The sequence below is a fragment of the Streptomyces sp. NBC_00090 genome (genome assembly GCF_045160815.1).
Taxonomy (GTDB): Bacteria; Actinomycetota; Actinomycetes; order Streptomycetales; family Streptomycetaceae; genus Streptomyces.
This window is the reverse complement of sequence record NZ_CP108224.1, coordinates 1,227,489-1,247,599: the sequence shown is the minus strand read 5'-3', so window position 1 is coordinate 1,247,599 and position 20,111 is coordinate 1,227,489. Positions and strand designations below refer to the sequence as shown.

The window sequence follows — 20,111 nt, the reverse complement described above, 5'->3', positions numbered from 1 at the left end:
TGGATTCGGACCGTTTGGGTCCAAGCCTGATCGCCCCTCTGACCGGCTCCCTCACCGGCCTACTAATCGGCCCTCTGATCACCTTGGCGACCGGCGCGAGCGGCAGGCCTACCGCGCGGCGCCCTGGCCCGCTCCCTGAAGCAGTGCGGTCCGCAGCCGCTTCGCCTGGACGACCAGCTGCGAGGAACCCGATCCCGAGGCCACACCGTCGAGCCCGGGGAGCTCGCCGCCCGCCCCGCACCGCTCCACACAGTCGGCCGCCACCGCGAGGAGCTCCCCGAGCCCCCGGACCGGCTTCTCCGCGACCAGCGCTTCCGGCAGCGTCGCCGCCAGCAGGGCCCAGGTCGTCCCGTACGCCCCGGTGGCCGCCGTCGTCCGGGCCGCGTCCGCCAGCCGGTTCGGCTTGACCGAACCCTCGGTGACCAGCCGGCCCAGCTCCTCGCCCACCTGGCGCGCGTCCAGCTCGCCCCGGGACGCGAGCACCAGCAGCGCGTCCACCGCGCGCAGCCGGTCGTCCGCGTCCCCGTTGCCCAGCGCGACCGCCAGGGCGAGGGAGACGGCCCGGCCGCCCCGGCCGCCGGCCTCGGCCAGCCCGGTCAGCGGCTCGGAGCTCTCGCGCGAGCCGAAGAGGGCGTGGGTGAGCGACGGCAGGACGCACACCGCCAGTACCTCGCGGTCCTCGGGCAGGATCGGCGCCCAGTGCTCGGCGCCCTCGATCCAGTGGTAGCAACGGCGGGGCGTCGCCTCCAGTGAGCCGCCCAGCCACCGGAAGGCGGGCGGGAACTCCTCCCGGACCACGGCGCGGTCGGCGATCTCGACCACCAGGCGCTGGTACAGGGACCACAGCTCCAACATCCGGTCCTCCTCCCGCCGGAGGATCCGCACGGACGCCGCCACGGGCTCGTCCGTCCGCAGCCAGGTGGCGAGCCGCCGCCCGGCCGGGGTGTCCAGCGCCTCCGCGTCCCCGGCCGCCCGCTCGGCCGCCGGGCCCGTCCGCCGGACCCGCAGCAGGGCCTGGGCCAGATCGGCCGGGGCGGGCTCGACACCCGCGTCCCGGTAGGAGCGCAGCCGCTCCACGAGCGTCGCCGGATCGATGGCGCCGGTGCTCAGCGTCGGCGTGGCGAGCAGGAAGGGCAGCGCGTCCGTGCCGATGAGGGCGGCGGCCTCCCACAGCCGGGTGTCCTTGATCCCCGTCAACACCTCATGGAGACAGGCCGTGGCCCGGGGCTCCCAGGTGAGCCGGGCGTCGATCCACGACCGCTCCACCGCCCCGACCAGCCCCGCGAGCGCCGCGTGGACTCCGTGGGAGGAGTGCGTGAAGTGGTGCGGCTGCTGCCAGACCGAGATGGTGAACGCCTCGCGCACGGCCCGCGTCAGCCCGTCCCGGTCGCGGTGCGCGTGCCGCACCAGACCGTCGAGGGCCCGCTCGAACCGCACCGGGTCGTCGGAGACCCCCTTCGCCAGCAGGTCCTCCACCAGCGCCTCGATCGTCGACGCCGGGGGCCCGACCGGCTGCGGCTCGGGCACGGGCGGCAGGATCTCCTCGTACGGACCCCCGCTCCCCTCCTCCGCGACCTCCCCGAACAGCGCCACCGCGGCCTGCCGGTGCACCGGACTCAGCAGCCCGGCCTGACCGGCCAGCTCCAGCCGTACGGAGGCGTCCACGGCGGACAGATGGCGGCCCACCAGCTTCAGCGCGCGCCCCTGGAGGTCGGTGTCCTCGTTCCCGAAGACCTCCGCCACCGCGGGCAACAGCTCGGCCGCCGCGCCGGGCTCCCGCGCCAGCACCTTGCCGACCAGCGTCAACTGGGCCCGCACCAGCTTCTTCTCGGTCCGGAAGAGCACGGCACCCGTCATCTCGGCCAGTGCGGCGGTCGACAGCGTCCCGTCCGAGGCCAGCCCCGCCAGCACCTCCTGTGCGTACCCCGCGATGGGCGACGGAGTGTCCGCCGTCATCCCGACCAGGTCGGGGACCCGCTCCAGGAACTCCGCCGCGGTCGGCTCGACCAGCCGCAGCACCTCCAGCGGGAACCGGAGGTCGCGGGGGCGGCCGCCCCGCAGCAGCCGGGAGACGGCGGTGTCGATGACCTCGGCCCGGTCCAGCAGGCCCTCCCCGACGAGCGTCGCGACCGCCGTGGGCCAGTGCGCCTGGGCGGCCTCGGTGACCGTCCAGGTCAGCGCGTCGGGGGCCTCCGTCATCGAGAGGGCGTGGACCGCCAGGACCGGCGTCTGCGGATCCGTCCGCAGCTGCTCCAGGAGCGGGGGACCTTCCGCCGCCCACCTCGCGCGGCGGGTGGACACCAACGCCCATACCCAGCCGAGGACGTAGCCGTCGGACGCCGGCACGGCGCAGCCGGACCGCTCCACCAGGCCGCGGATCAGCTCGTAGCTGTGCTCCGCGACGGCCGGCCGCGCGGCGAGCCGGCCCGCCACGTCTGCCATCCACTCCGGAGCCTGGCCGACGGTCGCCAGGAGCGCCGGGGCACAGCCGTCCGAACGCCAGGGGACGAGATCACGGCCGCCGAGCCAGGTCGCCGCCGCCGAGGCTCCCGGGTGACAGCCGGCTCCCGCGACGTACAGCGCGCGCCGGACGTCGGCCGCCTCTCGCGGGCGCTTGTTCTCCCAGCCCCGCACCTCGGTGCGCAGCGACTTCAGCTCCGCGAGGACCGTCCTCCGCTCCGCCGGTCCCAGCCCCTCCAGCAGCGCGGGCACCTCATCGGCGCGTCCGCCGCGCACGGCCCCGACCAGCTCCTCGACCCCCACGGACTGCTCGACCCCCATGGCCTTCTCCGTCCCCATGGCCTTCTCCGTCCCCACGGCTTTCTCCGTCCCCATGGCCTTCTCCGTCCCCACGGCTTTCTCCGTCCCCACGGCTTTCTCCGTCCCTCGCGTCACTGCCCCGACCCCCATCTTCGGCTCCTCCGCCTCGAGCCTCGTCACCGAGCCCCTCACCGCACCGCCCCCGGCCCCGTGTCCGTCATCCGCTCCAGGTCCGCCACCGGATCGGCCCGTTCCTGCGGCTCCGCGTCCGCCACCGCGTCCGGCACCACCTCGGCGGCCTTCGCGCCCCGCCGGACCATCCGCACCGCGAGCGCGTGCTTGCACGGGCCCCGCCGTCCCTGATAGTCCGCCCACCACCGGCAGGTGCAGCTCAGCGCCCCGTCCGACTCCCGCACACGGTAACGGCGCTCTCCCGAGGCCACCGTCGCCAGGTCTCCCTCGACCTCCACCGCGCCCTCCGCCACCAGCCGCCGGGCGTCCACCAGACGGGGGTTGTGCCGCTCGGCGCGGTCCGCGTCGTACGGCAGCTCCCGGTGGAAGTAGGCCGCCTCCGCCACGTCGTACCCCACGCGCCCCGCCGTGCCCAGCCGGGTCAGCGCCGCGCGCACCCGGTCGACCGTGAGACCGGCCTGCGCCGCGAGGTCCGCCGGGTCGATCCGCGGCTCCCAGGCCAGCAGCACGGCGGCCAGCTCGGCGTCCTGCGCCGCCTCCTCCGTCGCCAGCGCCTCAAGCACCCCGCCCTCGCCGGAGAAGCCCCGCGCCGGATCGGGCGACAGGGTCAGCGTGAGCCGCATCCCCGGCAGGGTCACCTCCCAGGCGCTCGCCGTGGCCACGCCGTCCGGCACCGGCCCGTACACCCGCAGCCCCGTGGCGTGCCGCAGTACCCGCTCCAGGGCGACCAGCCGGTCGGGACCCGGCAGGCACACCGCACCCGGACCCGGCCGCGTCGTCGGACGCAGGGTCCGGCCCGCGGGGACGATCCACAGCGGGCCGCGCCCCCGGGCCTGCGTGCGCGGCAGGGACCGCAGGAACCGGACGGCCTCCGCCCCGGAGAGCTCGGCCCGCAGGTCGAACCGGGCCGAGGCGACCTGGGCCTCGGCGAACCCCCGCAGCCAGCGGTCCGGCAGCGGGACCTTCTTCTCCACGACCGCCCCCGCGAGGGTGGTCACCGCCATCTCCTCGGGACCGACCCGCAGATGCAGCGGATCGTCCCCGGTCATCCGCGACAGCGCTTCACGCAGCGGGTTGTTGACGTCCACATTGGTCGTGCCGTGTCCGGTCTCCGCGCCACCGAGCCCCTCTTCGAGCACGTCCAGACGCGCGTACACCCCGCCGCAGCCGGAGAACGACTCGAACCGCAGCCGGTCCCCGTTCCCCGTCACCACCGGGTCGAGCGAACGCGCCTGGATCCGCTGGTGGTAGCGGGCCGCCGCCACGTCCGCGACCGCGAGCAGACCGCGGGCGGCGGCCTGCGGCGCGGCCAGGAAACCGGAGAAGAAGCGGGGATGTGCCTCGACCCCACGAGGCGTGAGACCCCCGGAGGTCTCCAGGCCGAGCAGCCGGCCGGAGCCCGCGGACTCCAGTGCGGAAGGGCGTGCGTAGGCGAGCGCCTGTACGGATCGCGTCATGGGGAAAACGTTAGGACCCCCCACTGACAATCACGCGGGGAGCCCTCCGTACCGCCTCCGACCAGGAGTTACTGCCCGACGAGCCCGGGCCGCAGCACCTTGCTGAACAGCACGGACCCGCCCTCGGCCCGCAGCCGCACCGTCAGCTCGCCGCTGTGGCCGTCGATGTCGACCTCGCCGAAGTACTGCGGGCTCTCCATCGGCGACAGGTTCGCCCGCTCCGGAGCCCGGACGAAGACCCGCTCAGGACCGAAGGTCGCGTCCAGCGCGTTCGCCGGGAACCCGCCCGCGGCCAGCGGACCGGACACGAACTCCCAGAAGGGGGCGAAGTCCTGGAAGGCCGCCCGCTCCGGCGCGTAGTGCTGGGCGGAGGTGTAGTGCACGTCCGCCGTCAGCCACAGCGTGCCGGTGATCCGGCGGTGCTTCACGAACCGCAGCAGCTCCGCGATCTGGAGCTCGCGGCCCAGCGGCGCGCCCGGGTCGCCCTGGGCGACCGCCTCGAAGTTCGCCGAGCCGTCCGGCACGACCAGGCCGAGCGGCATGTCCGCCGCGAGCACCTTCCACACCGCGGCGGAGGCGGCCAGCTCCCGCTTCAGCCAGGCCAGCTGCTCCGCGCCGAGGATGCCGGTCGTGTCGTCGGCCTGCCGCCCGGGGGAGTTGGCGTTCCGGTACGAGCGCATGTCGAGCACGAACACGTCGAGCAGCGGCCCGTACCGCACCACGCGGTGCATCCGGCCCGATCGCGAGGCCCCACCGCCCCCGCGCGCGTGGAGGGTGGACACCGGCGTGTACTCGCCGAAGGCGCGCAGGGCACGGCCGGCGAGGACGTCGACGTCCTTCTCCGTGTAGCGCGCGTCGTCCAGGATCTGGCCCGGGTACCAGTTGTTCCGTACCTCGTGGTCGTCCCACTGCACCACCGACGGCACCTGCGCGTTGAACGCCCGCACGTTGTGGTCGAGCAGGTTGTAGCGGAAGTTGCCCCGGTACTCGTCGAGCGTCTCCGCGACCTTCGACTTCTCCGGCGTCGTGACGTTCCGCCAGATCCGCCCGTCCGGCAGCGTCACGCTGGGCTGGATCACCCCGTCGGCGTAGATCGAGTCGCCGCTGCACAGGAAGAAGTCCGGGTCGAGCCGACGCATCTCCTCGTACGCGCGGAAGCCGCCGATGTCGGGGTTGATGCCCCAGCCCTGGCCCGCGATGTCCCCCGACCACAGGAAGCGGACGCCGTCCCGCCGCCGTTCCGGAGCCGTACGGAAGGTGCCGACCACCGGCTCGCCCGTCCGGCGCGGATCGTCCGGGTCCGCCAGTGTCACCCGGTAGTGGATCTGCTCGCCGGCCGGCAGTCCGCGCAGCGCCGCCGTGCCGGTGAAGTCCGTACCGGCGCCGATCAGCGGCCCGTGGTGCCTCCGTACGCGCCGGAACGACTCGCTCGCCGAGGTCTCGACGAGCATGCGCGCCGGCCGGTCCGACCGCACCCACACCAGACCCGAGGAGGCCGTGACATCGCCCGTCTGCACACCCCAGCCGGCCCGCGGCCGGCCCGAGAGCGCGAACGCCGGGGCCGCGAGGCCGGCCCCGCCGAGCGCGAGCGCCGCCGAGGCGGCCAGCGAACCGCGCAGCAGGCCGCGCCGGGCCGGGGAGGGGGGAGTACCGGGCACGGAGTGGGACATGGAAGACCTCCGAAGACCTGTCCGGGCGCGGGAGTCGCGCCGCCGCCCCCTGCCTAACGGCCGGGGGCGGCGCCCACACCAACCCCGCGTGAACAGATCACTCCCGGCCCACCGCCTCGGCCACCAGCCGGACGCCGCGCGCGATGACCGAGGGCGACAGATGCGCGTACCCGATGACCAGCCGTACGTCCCCGTCGGCCGGCCGCGCCGTGCCGTACTCCTCCAGCGACCGCAGCGCCACCCCCGCCTCCGCCGCCCGCGCCAGGAACCGCGCCGGGGGCCCGAAACGCCCCGGCACGCGCGCGATGACGTGCAGCCCGGCCGCGATCCCGCTCACCCGGGTGCCGGGCAGCTGCTCGTCGAGGGCGGCGAGCAGCACGTCCCGCCGCTCCCGGTAGGCGCGCTGACACCGCCGCAACTGGCGGTCGTACCCGCCCCGCGCCACGAACTCGGCGAGAACGGCCTGGTCGAGTACGGGATTTCCGAGGTCCATCGTCCTCTTGCGCTCGACGACCTCGCCGAGCAGCGCACCGGGGACGAGCATCCAGCCGAGCCGCAGCCCCGGCGCCAGCGACTTGCTGACCGTGCCCGCGTACGCGACGCGCTCCGGGTCCAGGCCCTGGAGCGCGCCGACCGGCGCCCGGTCGTAACGGAAGTCGCCGTCGTAGTCGTCCTCCAGGACGTACCCGTCCACCGCCCGCGCCCAGTCGAGGAGCGCGGCGCGCCGCTCCGCCGACCAGCTGATCCCGGACGGGAACTGGTGCGAGGGCGTCACGACCACCGCGCGCACCCCGGAGGCGGCGAGCGGCCCGGGCCGCAGCCCCTCCTCGTCCAGCGGCAGCCACACCGTGTCCATCCCGGTGCTCGCGAACAGCCGCCCGTGCTCCGGGCTGCCCGGATCCTCGACGCCGACCGTGCGCAGCCCCCGCGCCCGCAGGACGAAACCCATCAGCGTCGACGCCTGGGCCACGCCCGAACAGACCACGAGCCGCTCCGGATCGGCCACCACACCCCGCCGCCGCGCCAGCATCCCCGCCAGCGCCTCGCGCAGCTCGGGCAGCCCGCGCGGATCCGGGTAGCCGAGCGCCAGGTGCGGCAGCCGAGCCATGACGGACCGCTGGGCCGCGGCCCACGCGGCCCTCGGGAACAGCGACAGGTCCGGGGTCCCCGGATGGAAGTCCACCCGGACCCCCGGCGCGCCGGGCGCCGGATCGAGGGCCCCGCGCACGGCCGACCGCGCCGCACCGCCCACCCAGGTCCCCGCGCCCCGGTCGCTGCGCAGGTACCCCTCGGCGGTGAGCTGCTCGTACGCCTCGGTGACCAGGCCGCGGGAGACCCCAAGATCGGCGGCGAGCTCACGGCTCGACGGCAGCCGGGTCCCCGCCGTCAGCCGACCCGAGCGCACCGCGTCCCGCAGCGCCTCCTGAAGGGCCCGACCACGCCGCCGCGCCGGGGCGGCGACCGCCGGAAGCAGCAACTCCCAGGCCGGCTGGCCGTGTGGGCCGGCGGTGGTGGTCGGGGCGTGCCGGCCGGCGGTGGTGGGCCGGGCGTGCGGACCGGCGGTGGTGGGCTGCCCGTGCGGGACGGCATCGGTCGCCGTTCCACTCGGGCCGGTATCCGGAAGGGATCCGTCCGACGCGGTGCCATGGGCATCACACGTCTGACTCGTCCGGGGCGATGACACGTCCGCCTCACGATCCTCTTCCTGGGGGCGCTCCGGACGAGTATGCCGTGCCGGGGAAACGACGTGACGGTGCGGCTGGGAATCGTCCCAGCAGAGATTCAGGACGGGTGGCCCGGTGTGCTCTCACCGCGGGAGGGTCACGATCATCAGCCTGGCCGCGGCCGAGGCCGATCCGCTCTACGACCGCGGGGTGCTGTCCGAGCGCCACGTGGTGAGACGAGGGTGCCCCGGCAGTTCGGCGCGGCCGGTGGCCCACAACAGGGTGAGCCAGGGATCCGCGCCGCCCGGAGCCTCCGGAAACAGACGGGCGAGCACCCGCGAGCAGAGAGCGGAGGGCGGGGTCCAGGCAAGCCCGAAGCCTTCCGCCAGATCGTGCATGTGCACCAGCGTCTCTTGCACCCCCAGCGCCGCGAAGCCTTCGGGGTCCGACACCCCGGCGGCGTGGTGGGCGCGGACCCGGGGCGGCGTGGTACGCACCATGGCGACCAGCAGCGCGCCGCACGCCTCCAGCACCTGCACCAGGCCGGCCGGACCCGCGTCACGGTCCGCGAAGACGAAGACCGCGGGTCCGTCCGGCCTCTTCTGGCTCAACGCGAAAGGCACATGGGTGTCCAGCGGCGGGCTCTGCGGCCCCAGTTGCACGGCGTAGTAGAGCAGGTCGTTGGCGAGGTGCTCGGCGGTCTCCCAGCAGTCCCACTCCAGCGAACCGGCCTTACCGCCCCACCCCTCCGCGGGTGCGTCCCGAAGGATGCCCACGGCGAGCCGCACGGCAAGGTCGACGTCGTCCGCGGTGACGGGAGACAACACTGATCCGGCTTCGACTGATCGAGACATCGCAGCACCGTATCGCGAGGGAAGAGGGCAACGCCTTCCGGCTTCCAGGATCTGGTGCTGTGACCGGGAAGGTTCACCAGGGGGCCGTTCGCGAGATTGTTGCCCGTGCGGAGACGTCAGGCTTCGAGTTCGACACACGCCCTAGCACTGCGAGCAACCCGGCAAAGGTTCCCGGTCACAGCACTAGTCGGTGATCTCGATGGCTCCGCCGACCGACGGCACCGCCTGCGCCTGCTCCGGGACCGGAGCCGGCTTCCGCTGGGTGAAGCCCTGGAGGAGCTGGGCCAGGTCGACCCCGGTCGTGGAGGAGAGGAGCTCCATGCCCTGGGCGACGTTGTCGGCGACCGTACGGGACAACTGGCTCGCCCCGTCGGTGGAGATGACGGTCATCTTGTCGACGGCCGAGAGCGGCTCGGACGCCTTGGCGACGACCTGCGGCAGGACCTCGACGACCATCTGCAGGACGGCGGCGTCCCCGTACCGGGCGAAGGCGTCGGCCTTCTTCTCCATCGCCTCCGCCTCGGCGGAACCCCTCGCCGCGATGGCCGCGGCCTCCGCCTCGCCCTCGATGCGCACGGCGTCGGCGAGCGCGGCGCGGTGGGCCTTCTCGCCCTCACCGGTGAGCCTGGCCCGCTGGGCGTCCGCCTCGGCCTGCTTGACCTGGGCGATGCGGCGGGCCTCGGCCTCCTGCTCGGCCTGGTAGCGGGCGGCGTCGGCGGGCTTGCGGACCTGCGTGTCGAGCTGGCGGTCGGTCAGCGCGGCCTGGCGCGCGGCCACCTTCTCCTGCTCGGCCAGGATGTCCTGCCGGCGGGCGGCGTCGGCGAGCGGGCCGGCGGCGTTCGCCTGGGCGGCGGCCTCGTCGGTCTGGGCCTTGATCTCCGCCTGCTTCAGGTAGAGGGTCCGCTGCGCGATCGCGATCTCCTCCTCGGCCTTCAGCCGGGCCTGCTCGGCGGCACGGCGGGCGACGGCCTCGGCGATGTCCGCCTCCTGCTTGGCGCGGGCGGCCTCGGGACGGCCGAGGTCTTCGAGGTAGGAGCCCTCGGTGGTGATGTCCTGGATCTGGAAGGCGTCCAGGACAAGGCCCTGCCCGGAGAGACTGGCTTCGGCCTCCTCGGCGACCTGCCCGGCGAAGGCGGCGCGGTCCCGGATGATGTCCTCGACCGACATGCGGCCGACGATGGAGCGCAGGGCGCCGGACAGCACCTCCTGGGTGAAGCCGACGATGCCGTCCTGCTGCATCAGGAACCGCTGGGCGGCCGCCCGGATGGAGTCCTCGGTGCCGCCGACCTTGACGATCGCGACGCCCTCCAGATGGGCCTTCACCCCGCGGAGGGTCACCGCGCCGCGCACCGCGACCGGGATGTGCCGGCTCGACAGGTCGAGGGTGAACTTCTGCTGCACGAACGGGACGACGAACACCCCGCCGCCGACCACGACCTTCTGGCCGCTGTTGTCGGTGAAGACCCGGCCGGTCGCGGGATCGGTGGCCTGCTTGCCGCGCCGCCCGGTGATGATGAACGCCTCGCTGGGACCGGCCACCTTGTAGCGCGTGACGACGGCCAGGCCGAGGAGTACGACGAGGACGACGATGCCCACGACGGCGGCCAGGACAGGACTCATGGTGAGACCCCCTTGAAGGGAAGCGAAAGAAGGGAAGCGAAAGAAGGGAGAGTGAAGGGGAGGGACGGAGGGGGAGAAGGGAGCGAGGGCCGGGAGCCGCGCCTCAGCGTTCGACGGGGCGCACGGCCACCGACGTCGGCGACAGCACGGACTCCACCCATACCTCGGCGCCCCGCGCCACCGGCGACGCGGCCTTCGCCGCGTACTTCACCGGCTGCCCGCCCAGATACAGCAGGACTTCGCCGTAGCCTCCGGCGGGAATCGCCGTGACCACCGCTCCGGATGTACCCGTCAGGTCCTCGCTCCGCGGCGCGGGCGCTGCCCCGTCCCGGAGCAGCGCCCGGCTGAACCGCCAGGTCAGCCAGGCCACGAGGGCGCCCACGAGGAGGCCCGTGAGGGTCGCGATCCCGGGTCCGGCACCCGTGGCGCCCGTCGCGATGGCCCCCGTGAACCCGACGGCCGACACGAAACCGGCGATCACCGGCAGCGAGAGGAACCCGTCGAGGCCCCCTCCGAGGCCGCCTCCGAGTCCGTCGAAGAGTCCTTCGAGGATGCCGTCGAAGACGAGGGCGAGGAGCAGCAGGACGAGGCCCACGCTGCCGAGACCGAGAAACCATGCCACCCGCGCCACCCCGCCCCGTACGACCCTGCCCCGTAGGGCCTTGCTCGGGCCCCACAGGAATGTTTCCACGGCACGGCACCGCATTTCATTGCCGGATCCCGGCAGTCTTTACGCGTTCTTGATGCCGTCGTCGACGGGGTGGTGGCCGGCGCGGGCTCAGAGCGGCTGGTCGGGCCAGCCGAGGAGCCGGGCGCCGATCACGGCCGTCTGGAGCGTGTAGCGCTGGACCGGATCACCGGGGTCCGCACCCGTCAGCCGGTGGATGCGGTCCAGCCGGTACGTCATGGCCCGCACACTGAGGCTGAGATGGCGGGCCGCCTGAGCGGTGACGCACCCGGAGTCGAAGTACGCGGTCAGGGTGTCGAGCAGGGGCCGCGCGCCGCCGCGCGCCTGCTGGAGCGGGCCGAGCACGGTCTGTACGAGATCGGCCATGGCCTGCCGGTCCCGGGCGAGAACGGGGTAGACGAGCAGGTCGGAGGCGTGCAGGACGGGGTCGTCCAGGTGCATGCGGGCCGCGAGGTCGAGGGCGTTGAGAGCCTCCTCGTAGGAGTGGACGACTCCGCCGGCGCCCGGATGCGCGCGGCCGACGGCGACCTGGCCGTCGGTCGCCGCGTACGCCTGCTTGGCGAAGTGGGCGAGCACGTCGGGCTCGTCCGCCGGTGCGACGCAGATCAGCCGCCCGTCCTTGGTGGTGAGCAGCACGCGGCGATCGCCGAAGCGGGCGAAGAGCGAGGACTCGACGGCACGCGAGACCGCGCAGCCGTCGTCGTACGGCTCCGGACCCTGCGCCACCGCCACCGCGTGGGCGTGGGACAGGAGCAGGCCGAAACGCACCGCGCGTTCGGCGAGCCGGCCGAGGTCGCTGCGTCCGTAGAGGAGGTCGTCGACGAACTCCCGTCGTGCCGCCTCTTCCTGACGGATCGCCAGGCGCTGCGCCCGCTCGTGCCCCTCGGCGAAGGCGTCGACGGCCTGCTCGACGGCGCTCAGCAGATGGTCGGCGCCGGCCCCCCGCACCTCGGGGAGGACCCGCTGCGCGGCGGCGAGATGGGCGCGGACGAGGGCCCGCAGACCGATGCCGGCCTCCGCGGCCCGCTCTCCGCGGGCGCGCAGGCTCTCGCGCTCCTCGCGGGTGAGCCTCCGGCCGGCCGCGCACACCCCCGCCAGGATCTCGGCGTACCCCTCCAGATACTCCTCGATCGGCGCTCTCTCCGTCACGGCCCCTCCCGCCCTGCCCGGCGCGCCCTTGACGTGTTCTTGACGCACGGAGATCAAGAGTGACACGCGCGGGCGCGTCCGGGGCCGGGGAGCCGCGCGAGCGCCGGTGCCCCGTCCGGTATCGGCGAGGCTCCCGCTACCGGCTCAGCTCGACGGAGACGTGCGCGGACAGCGCGCGCAGGAAGTCGGGGGCGTCGAAGACCGCGCCGGCCGAGGCCACACCGACCGTCCTGGTCCGTCCCGTGAGGACGCGGTGGACCGCCTCCACCGCGAGCGGCGCGCTGACGGCGTAGATGTCCTGCCCGCTCGCCACGGCCCGCCGCTCCTCGCCGCCGGAGCGCACGACGACGTCGACCAGGAAGGTCTGCGCGGACCGGCCGCTCTCGTCGACCGCTGCCGGCGCAGGCGTCTCCGGAGCCGCCAGGTCCGTGGCCGCCTCGACCGTCATGTAGGTACGCACCTCGGGGATGGCGAGGTGGCTGGGGACGGTGACGACGTCGGCCATGGTGAACTCGCCGATCACGGAGCGGACCCCCAGCGGATCGGGGAAGGACCACTTCAGCGTCGGCGGGGCGTCGTCGCGGTGCTCGAGACGCCCGTTGCTGTAGACCAGACGCCGGCCGTCCCCCCTCCGCTGCCGGGAGACGGTGCCGGCGGTGCGGGTGCCGGCGGTGGGGTGCCAGCTGCTCAGGCCGTACGCGACGTGCGCCTCGTCGGCGGAGGTCCAGTCGCCCATCGCCGCGGTGACCAGCAGGTCGCCGAAGCCGCCGAAGAAGGCCATCGCGGGGACGATCACGGTGCCCGCGGCGGCGGCGCGATCCGCGAAGTGCGCGAACGTGTCCAGGTTGGCCTCGATCTCGGCGGCCACGTCCACGTACGGGATCCCGGCGCGCAGGGCCGCCTCGATCACGGGGGCGGCGGTCGAGGCGAAGGGGCCGGCGCAGTTGATCACGGCGGCGGCGCCGGCCAGTGCGCGGTCGAGCGAGGCCGGGTCGTCGACCGTGGCCGGCCGGACGTCGAGCCCGGGGTGGGACGCGGCGAGGGCCTGGAGCTTGTCGGCGTCGCGTCCGGTCAGGACGGGGACGAACCCCTGGTTCAGCAGCTCCGCCACCACGAAGCGCCCGGTGTGTCCGTAGGCACCGAATACCGCCACCACTCGTTCCGAACTCATTGCCTTCTCCTGCCGCGCTCGGTTGTTCAACTGTGTACATCCTGGCCGGAGATGATCGGCCGGCGTGAGTGTCGGGAACGACATGCCGCGTACAATTTCGGACATGGGTAGAGTCGCTCTCGCCGTCACCGACGGAATGCTGCACTTCGAACTGTCCGTGGCGTACGAGGTCTTCGGCGCCGACCTGTCCCACGTGGCCGACCCCTGGTACGACCTCACCGTCCACGGGCCGGGCCCCGTGCGGGTCGGCGGGTTCGGCCTGGAGCCCGACCACGGACTCGACCGGCTCGCGGACGCCGACACGGTGATCGTCCCTGGCTGGGCAGACGTCGACGTGGACCCGCCCGCCGAACTGGTCGACGCTGTGCGCGCGGCCCACGAGGCGGGCGCGCGGGTCGCCTCCCTCTGCACGGGCGCGTTCGTCCTGGCCGCCGCGGGCCTGCTGGACGGCCGGCGCGCGACCACGCACTGGGCGCACACCGACGTCCTGGCCGAGCGCTACCCCCGGGTGGAGGTCGACCCGGACGTGCTCTACGTGGACAACGGCAGTGTGCTCACCTCCGCCGGCAAGGCCGCCGCGATGGACCTCTGCCTGCACCTGGTCCGCCTCGACCACGGATCGGCGGTCGCCAACACGGTCGCCCGCCGCCTGGTCGTGCCCCCGCACCGGGCCGGCGGCCAGGCCCAGTTCGTCACCGCCCCGATGCCCGCCGAGGACGACCACCCGCTCACCGAACTGTTCCCCTGGGTGGTCGAGCGGCTCGACCGTCCGCTGACCGTGGAGGACCTGGCCCGCCAGGCGCGGATGAGCTCGCGCCACCTGGGCCGCCACTTCAGGGCGGCGACCGGCACCACCCCGCTCCAGTGGCTGCTCACCCAACGGATCCGCCGCGCCCAGGAGTTGCTGGAGACCACCGACGAGAGCGTCGACGCCATCACGGCGGCCACCGGCATGGGCACCGCCACGACCCTGCGCCGCCACTTCAACCGCACGGTCGGTGTGCCGCCGGACACCTACCGCCGAACCTTCCGCGCCACGCGAAGTGGTCCCCGATGACGTGAGGAAAGTGGACCTCAACCGGGACCGCCAGGCTTCCTAGCGTGGGGAGCATGAACGCGAACTCCCTGCGCGGGGTCCTCCTCGTGACCCTCGCCTACGCCCTCGTCGGCGCCTCCTTCACCGCGAACAGCCTGCTCGGCGACTATCCGTACGCGGGCGGGCAGGCGCTGCGCTACGGAGCGGCCTGTCTGCTGCTGCTCCCGTTCCTCGGCCGCGGCGGACTCGCCCCGCTCCGGATCCTGACCGTCCGTCACTGGCTGCGGCTCGGCGCGGTCGCCGCCGTCGGCATGATCGGCTTCAACCTCGCGGTCCTCGCCGCCGAACGCACCGCGGAGCCGGCCGTGCCCGGTGTCCTGGTCGGCTGCGCCCCCGTCGTCGTCGCCGTCCTCGTCCCGCTGACCGAGGGCCGCAGGCCCGCCCGGCCCGTCCTGTACGGGGCGCTGCTCGTCGCCGCGGGCGCGTTCACCGTGCAGGGCTGGGGGCGGACCGACCTCGCCGGCATCGGCTGGTCGGTGGCGGCGCTCGCCGGCGAGGTGGGGTTCACCGTGCTCGCCGTACCGGTGCTGCGGCTGCTCGGGCCGAAGCTGCTGACCGCCACCGTCTGCGGGGTCGGCGCGGTCGAGGCGGCGCTCGTGGGCCTCGCCGTGGACGGGGCCGGATTCGTCCGGACGCCGACGGCCGTGGAGACGGGCGCCCTGGTCTGGCAGGCGGCCCTGGCCACCGTCGTCGGATTCGTCCTCTTCTACATGGGCGTCCAGCGGATCGGCATGGAGCGGGCCACCCTCTACACCGGGGCGATCCCGGTCGCCGCGGCGCTGAGCGCGGCCCTGGTCGCGGACGCCGCCTTCGGCCTCCCGCAGGCGGCGGGCAGCCTCCTCGTGGGAGCCGGCGCCGCCCTGGGCACCGGCCTGTTCACGCGTCGGAGGTCAGCGGCTGCCGTCGAGGATCACGCGCGCGACGAGAGCCGGGTCGTCGTTCATGGGCACGTGCCCGCAGCCGGGCAGCCGCACGAGCCGGGCGCCGGGCAGGGCGTGCTTGGCGCGGACGCCCTGGCGGCGCAGGAGCAGCCGGTCCCGGGTGCCCCAGGCGACGGTGACGGGGACGCCGGGCACGTCCTCGCGGAAGAGCACGTCCCGTCCCGCGGCGAGGGTCTGGTGGAAGCCGGAGGCCTCGCGCAGCGCGAGCGTCTCGGCGACGACCGCCTCGGGTGAACGGCGGCCGGGGCGCGCGTAGATCGTGCTGGTGAGCACGGTACGGCCGACGGGCGTACGGGAGAGCCGCTCGATCACCGGCACGGGCATCGACAGGGCCGCGCCCCGCATGGCCCGCAGGGTTCCGAAGGCGTACCGCCGCTCGCCCTCCGACCAGAAGCCGGCGGGGGAGAGGGCGGTCACCGAGCGCACGAGCTCCTGCCGGCCGAGCTCCAGCGCGAGCAGCCCGCCCAGCGAGTTCCCCGCGACGTGCGGGCGGGCGAACCCGACCGCCTCGCAGAAGGCGCCGAGGACCGGCGCGACGGTGGAGAGGTCGTAGGCGCAGCCCTCCGGAAGCCCGTCCGAGGCGCCGAAGCCGGGCAGGTCGACGGCGATCACGTCGCGCTCGGCGGCGAGGATGTCGAGGACCGGCTCCCAGGCCTGCCAGTGGTGGCCGATGCCGTGGAGCAGCAGCAGCGGTTCCCCCGCCCCTCTCCGCTCGTACGCCATGGACGTCGTGCGGGGACCCGACGTGGTCCGAAACGTGAACGCGATCCGTGCGGGCATTCCGGCTCCCTGTCGTGAACAACTGTCGTAAACGGCTGTTGTGGACAACATGTCGTGAACATCTGACGTGAACACCTGTCGTGAACACCTGGCGTCCGAGGATTCTTGGACGGCTCGTCAGCAAGAATTACCGGTCGGTAGCCGTGAGTTCAAGACCCGCAGCCCCACGACCACGACGACGCCCTCGACGACGCCCACGACCACGCCACGGCCGGAGCTGGACAGGGCGGCGGCGGTCGGCTGGGATGGACGAGTGCCCACCGATACGCCGACCGACACCCTGACCGACCTCTTCGAGGAACACCGCCCGATGCTCCTCGGCGTCGCCTACCGGATGCTCGGACGTGCCGCCGACGCCGAGGACGTCGTCCAGGAGGCCTGGTTCCGCTGGACCGCCGAGGACCGCACCGCCGTCCGCGAACCACGCGCCTTCCTCGTACGGATCACCACCCGGCTCGCCATCGACCGGCTCCGTCAGGCCCAGGCGCGCCGCGAGTCGTACGTCGGCCCCTGGCTGCCCGAGCCCGTCGTCACCGACTTCGGCCCCGCCGCCCCCGACACCGCCGAGCGCGCCCTGCTCGCCGACTCCGTCTCGCTCGCCGTCCTCGTCGTCCTCGAATCCCTCTCGCCCCTGGAGCGGGCCGTCTTCGTGCTGCGTGAGGCCTTCGGCTTCCCGTTCGGGGAGATCGCCACCGCCCTCGACCGCTCGGAGGCGGCTGTGCGCCAGCTCGCCGGGCGCGCCCGGCGCCATGTCGACGAGGGCAAGCCGCGCTACGACGTCGACCCGGCCGAGCGCCGCGACCTCACCGAGCGCTTCCTCACCGCGGCGTCCGGCGGCGACCTCGGCGAGCTCCTCGCCCTGCTCGCCCCCGACGCGCGCCTCGTCGGGGACAGCGGCGGCAAGTCCAAGGCCCCGCTGCGGGTCATCGACGGCGCCGACAAGATCGGGCGCTTCTTCCGCGGCGTGTCCCAGGGGGCGGGGGACGCGTACGAGTACCGCTTCGCCGAGATCAACGGCGCCCCCGCCGTGCTCTCCTTCGTCGACGGCAGGCCCGACGCGGTCTTCCAGGTCGAGGTCCGCGACGGGCGCATCCAGTGTGTCTACATCATCCGCAACCCCGACAAGCTGCGCGGCCTCGCCGACCTCTGACCGGCACCGCCCTCGGGGGTGTCCTGCCCCGTCTTCCGTCCCGGGAGGCGGGGCCCTTTGCTGCGCGGGGCTCACGGGGGCGCGAACGTCCTGTGAACGATCTAGGTCAGAGGGTCACATTCGGGGGCGTTTGTCGGAGGATTGGTCTTGACCAAGGGGGTGGCTCGCCTTATGGTCGCAGAGTTAGTGCAGGAACCTTTAATAAACAAGGGCGCGGAAACGCCGCGGGACACGGCGAATTGCGGAGGATCAGGGTGGGGACCACGCAGCTGGAATCGGTACCGGAGCCGAAGTACCAGCACCTCAAGACAGTGATCGGCGAAGCACTCGACACCGACTTCGCCGTCGGAGAGATCCTGCCCAACGAGCGGGAGCTCGCGGCACGCTTCGGCGTCGCCCGTGCCACGCTCCGCCAGGCCCTGGAGCAGCTGGAGCTGGAGGGCCGCCTCCAGCGCCGCCGCGGCGTCGGCACCACGGTCGCCCCGCCGCGCGTCGGCGTGGACGTCTCCACCGACCAGCACGCCTGGCCCGGTGTCGGCGACGAGACCTGGCAGTCCCTGGACTCCGCCGGCGACGTGGCCCCGGCCGCCGTCGCGCGCGTCCTGGAGACCTCCGCCGAGGAGCGGGTGCACGTCGTCCGCCGCCTCCGCGTCACCCAGGGCCAGCCGGTCGCCGCCGAGCTGCTGTACGTGCCCGCCGCCTCGGTCCCGGGGCTCAGCGCCATCGACGCCCCCGCCGGACCCGCCCGCGCCCGCGCGGTGCTGCGCGAGCTCCAGCACCTCGCCCTCGACGGCCAGGACCGCTCCGTGGAGCTCGGCTCCGCCCGCGCCGACGACGCCAAGGAGCTCGACCGGCTGCCGGGCGCTCCCGTCCTCGTCGTGACGACCCGTTACCTCTCCGGGGGACGCACCGCCGCGGTCTCCGTCGCCACGTACCGCGCCGACACCTGCCGCCTCACCTTCGGCGACTCGGTCGACCTGGTCATGGCCTCGTAGCCAGTCGCCACACCGGGCACATCAGGCACACCGGCCCGTCGAGGGACCGCCACTCCGGCGGTTCAGCGGCGGGCCGTCACCGTTCCGTCGACCGCGAAGAGCTGCTCCTCCACGTGGTCCAGGGCCAGCCGCAGCGCACCCGTGCCCACGGCGGCCTCGCCGAGCAGCGACAGCACCACGCGCGGCGGCCGCAGACAGAAGCGCGCCAGCTCCTCGCGGAGCGGCGGGAGCACCCCGTCGAGCCCGGCCGCCCACCCGCCGACGACCACCAGCTCGGGGTCGATCGCGAGCACCAGCGCCGCCACGTCGTGCACGAGCCGCTGGATGAACCGCTCCACCGCGGCCTCCGCCCGCGCGTCGCCCTTGCGGGCCAGCGCGAAGACCTCGGCGACCGCCTGCTCGTCCAGCGGGTGCAGCGGCTCGTCGGTGGTCGACAGCAGGTGCTCCGGGGTCACCCCCCGGCCCAACAGGTGCAGCGCGCCGATCTCCCCGGCGGCCCCGCCGTAGCCGCGGTGCAGCCGGCCGCCGATCAGTGATCCGGCGCCCGGGCTCAGCCCCGCGAGGACGAAGACGATGTCGTCGGAGTCGGTCGCGGCACCCTTCCAGTGCTCGGCGACGGCCGCCGCGTTCGCGTCGTTCTCGACGATCACCGGGCAGCGGAAGGAGCGCCGCAGCCGCTCGCCGAGCGCGAGGCCCGTCCAGCCGGGCAGCGCCGTGCCGAGGCGCACCGTGCCGTCGGCCTCCACGATGCCGGGCGTACCGACGCCCACGGCCCGCAGATTGGACCGGGCGACCCCGGCCCTGCGCAGTACGTCCGCGACGACCGTGCGGACCTTGTCCAGGCGCTCGTCCTCGGGGGCCGTCTCCGACACCTCGCGGGAACCGGCGCCGATGATCCGCCCGTCCAGACCGGAGAGCAGGGCGGCCACCCGGTGCGGGCCGATCTCGATGCCGAGGAGATGGCCGGCCTCCGCGCGGAAACGGAACCTCCGCGCCGGACGCCCCTGACGCCGGGCCTCGCCCTCCTCGGGCGCCGACTCGACGACGAGACCGCCTTCGATGAGTCCCTCGACGACCCCCTCGACCGTCGGCCGGGACAGACCCGTGATCCGGGTCAGGTCCGTGAGCGTGGGCGCGTCGGCGCCACGCAGAGCATGGAGTACCACCGCGGAGTTGATCCGCCGCAGCAGAGACGGATCCCCGCCGGTCAGCCGCCCCACCGTGTGTCCTTCCAGCTCGTGCACCTCTCAGGCGGATGGTACTCAATGGTCCGGGGCGCGGCGAGTGCCGCCCCCGGACCGGGCCGGCCGGACCCCCCGCCGGCCCGCCTGACGCGACGCCAACTGTCAGTGGTGGGGGCTTTACTGGCCCCATGACCACGGCACGCCACCTGGCGACGATCGACGAGCTCCGGGCCCGCCCCTCCGGCGGTCCCGGGGGCGCTCCGGGCTTCCACCTGGCGGAGCTCGCGACGAGCGAGGACTTCTGGGACGACGACGGCAGCCGCCGGGCGCTCGCCGAGGACCAGTACGAAGCGGAACGGGACGGGCTGGCCGCCCTGCTCACGGCGCGCTGGGGCCCGCCGACGGAGCTGGACCTCTGGCCCGTCCTGGAGCGGAGCCTGGCCGGCGAGTCCTTACCGGAGCCCTGGTCCACCCTCTGCGCCCACACCCCGGAGCTGCGCCTGTGGCGGGACGACGGGCGGTGGATCGGCCTGGGCATCTCCCAGTGGGACAAGGAGCTCCCGCTCCGGCTCCTCGCCGTGGTGACCGCGGTGGATCCACCTCAGGCGCAGGTCGATCCGCCTCAGGCGTAGGAGGATCCGCCTCAGGCATAGGGGGATCCGCCCCAGGCGTAGGGGACGGCCGAGTCGGCGAGCTTCCGGGAGTCCCCGTGCGAGTCGCGCCCGTCGAGCCGGCCGCCG

14 protein-coding genes and 2 pseudogenes are annotated in these 20,111 nt (G+C 74.1%); 5 read left to right on the top strand and 11 right to left on the bottom strand.

Features of this window, described 5'->3' with window-relative positions:
* Window positions 1-108: 108 nt before the first annotated feature.
* The 9 genes and pseudogenes from OG361_RS05400 to OG361_RS05360 form a co-directional block, all read right to left on the bottom strand.
* Window positions 109-2,835, bottom strand: coding sequence for a DUF6493 family protein (locus OG361_RS05400; RefSeq protein ID WP_405852126.1), 2,727 nt, complete (start codon window positions 2,833-2,835; stop codon window positions 109-111).
* Window positions 2,836-2,948: 113 nt separating this feature from the next.
* Window positions 2,949-4,409: an SWIM zinc finger family protein gene (locus OG361_RS05395; protein ID WP_405852124.1), complete on the bottom strand. Its 1,461-nt coding sequence runs from the start codon at window positions 4,407-4,409 to the stop codon at window positions 2,949-2,951.
* A gap of 68 nt (window positions 4,410-4,477) precedes the next feature.
* Window positions 4,478-6,079, bottom strand: coding sequence for an alkaline phosphatase D family protein (locus OG361_RS05390; RefSeq protein ID WP_405852122.1), 1,602 nt, complete (start codon window positions 6,077-6,079; stop codon window positions 4,478-4,480).
* Between the two features lie 97 nt (window positions 6,080-6,176).
* Window positions 6,177-7,574, bottom strand: a pseudogene (locus OG361_RS05385) (PLP-dependent aminotransferase family protein); the annotation flags it as partial.
* 366 nt (window positions 7,575-7,940) lie between these two features.
* The gene (locus OG361_RS05380; RefSeq protein ID WP_405852121.1) at window positions 7,941-8,597 is read right to left on the bottom strand and encodes a hypothetical protein; all 657 of its coding nucleotides are present in this window, start codon (window positions 8,595-8,597) and stop codon (window positions 7,941-7,943) included.
* A gap of 183 nt (window positions 8,598-8,780) precedes the next feature.
* Window positions 8,781-10,217 carry a flotillin family protein gene (locus OG361_RS05375; protein WP_405852119.1) on the bottom strand — a complete coding sequence of 479 codons (1,437 nt, stop codon included), beginning with the start codon at window positions 10,215-10,217 and terminating at the stop codon, window positions 8,781-8,783.
* A gap of 103 nt (window positions 10,218-10,320) precedes the next feature.
* Complete coding sequence (locus tag OG361_RS05370) at window positions 10,321-10,839, bottom strand: hypothetical protein (protein ID WP_405852117.1); 519 nt, start codon at window positions 10,837-10,839, stop codon at window positions 10,321-10,323.
* A 156-nt stretch (window positions 10,840-10,995) separates the two neighbouring features.
* Window positions 10,996-12,054, bottom strand: a complete 1,059-nt coding sequence (locus tag OG361_RS05365) for a PucR family transcriptional regulator (protein ID WP_405852116.1) — start codon at window positions 12,052-12,054, stop codon at window positions 10,996-10,998.
* Window positions 12,055-12,190: 136 nt separating this feature from the next.
* Window positions 12,191-13,225 carry a saccharopine dehydrogenase family protein gene (locus OG361_RS05360; protein ID WP_405852114.1) on the bottom strand — a complete coding sequence of 345 codons (1,035 nt, stop codon included), beginning with the start codon at window positions 13,223-13,225 and terminating at the stop codon, window positions 12,191-12,193.
* 103 nt (window positions 13,226-13,328) lie between these two features.
* Between OG361_RS05360 and OG361_RS05355 the strand changes: the two genes are divergently transcribed.
* Complete coding sequence (locus OG361_RS05355; protein ID WP_405852113.1) at window positions 13,329-14,282, top strand: helix-turn-helix domain-containing protein; 954 nt, start codon at window positions 13,329-13,331, stop codon at window positions 14,280-14,282.
* A 53-nt stretch (window positions 14,283-14,335) separates the two neighbouring features.
* Window positions 14,336-15,172: pseudogene (locus OG361_RS05350) on the top strand (EamA family transporter); the annotation flags it as partial.
* Between the two features lie 39 nt (window positions 15,173-15,211).
* Here the strand turns inward: OG361_RS05350 and OG361_RS05345 are convergent.
* Window positions 15,212-16,042, bottom strand: a complete 831-nt coding sequence (locus OG361_RS05345; protein ID WP_405852112.1) for an alpha/beta fold hydrolase — start codon at window positions 16,040-16,042, stop codon at window positions 15,212-15,214.
* Between the two features lie 253 nt (window positions 16,043-16,295).
* Between OG361_RS05345 and OG361_RS05340 the strand changes: the two genes are divergently transcribed.
* Window positions 16,296-17,192 carry an RNA polymerase sigma-70 factor gene (locus OG361_RS05340; protein ID WP_405852110.1) on the top strand — a complete coding sequence of 299 codons (897 nt, stop codon included), beginning with the start codon at window positions 16,296-16,298 and terminating at the stop codon, window positions 17,190-17,192.
* A gap of 254 nt (window positions 17,193-17,446) precedes the next feature.
* Window positions 17,447-18,187, top strand: coding sequence for a GntR family transcriptional regulator (locus OG361_RS05335; RefSeq protein WP_405852109.1), 741 nt, complete (start codon window positions 17,447-17,449; stop codon window positions 18,185-18,187).
* A gap of 62 nt (window positions 18,188-18,249) precedes the next feature.
* Here the strand turns inward: OG361_RS05335 and OG361_RS05330 are convergent, their stop codons facing one another.
* Entirely contained in the window at window positions 18,250-19,407 is a 1,158-nt protein-coding gene (locus OG361_RS05330; RefSeq protein ID WP_384573651.1) for an ROK family transcriptional regulator, read from the bottom strand.
* A 152-nt stretch (window positions 19,408-19,559) separates the two neighbouring features.
* Between OG361_RS05330 and OG361_RS05325 the strand changes: the two genes are divergently transcribed.
* A complete protein-coding gene (locus tag OG361_RS05325; RefSeq protein ID WP_405852108.1) occupies window positions 19,560-20,003 on the top strand; it encodes a hypothetical protein in 444 nt (147 codons plus the stop codon).
* The last annotated feature ends 108 nt before the right edge of the window (window positions 20,004-20,111 follow it).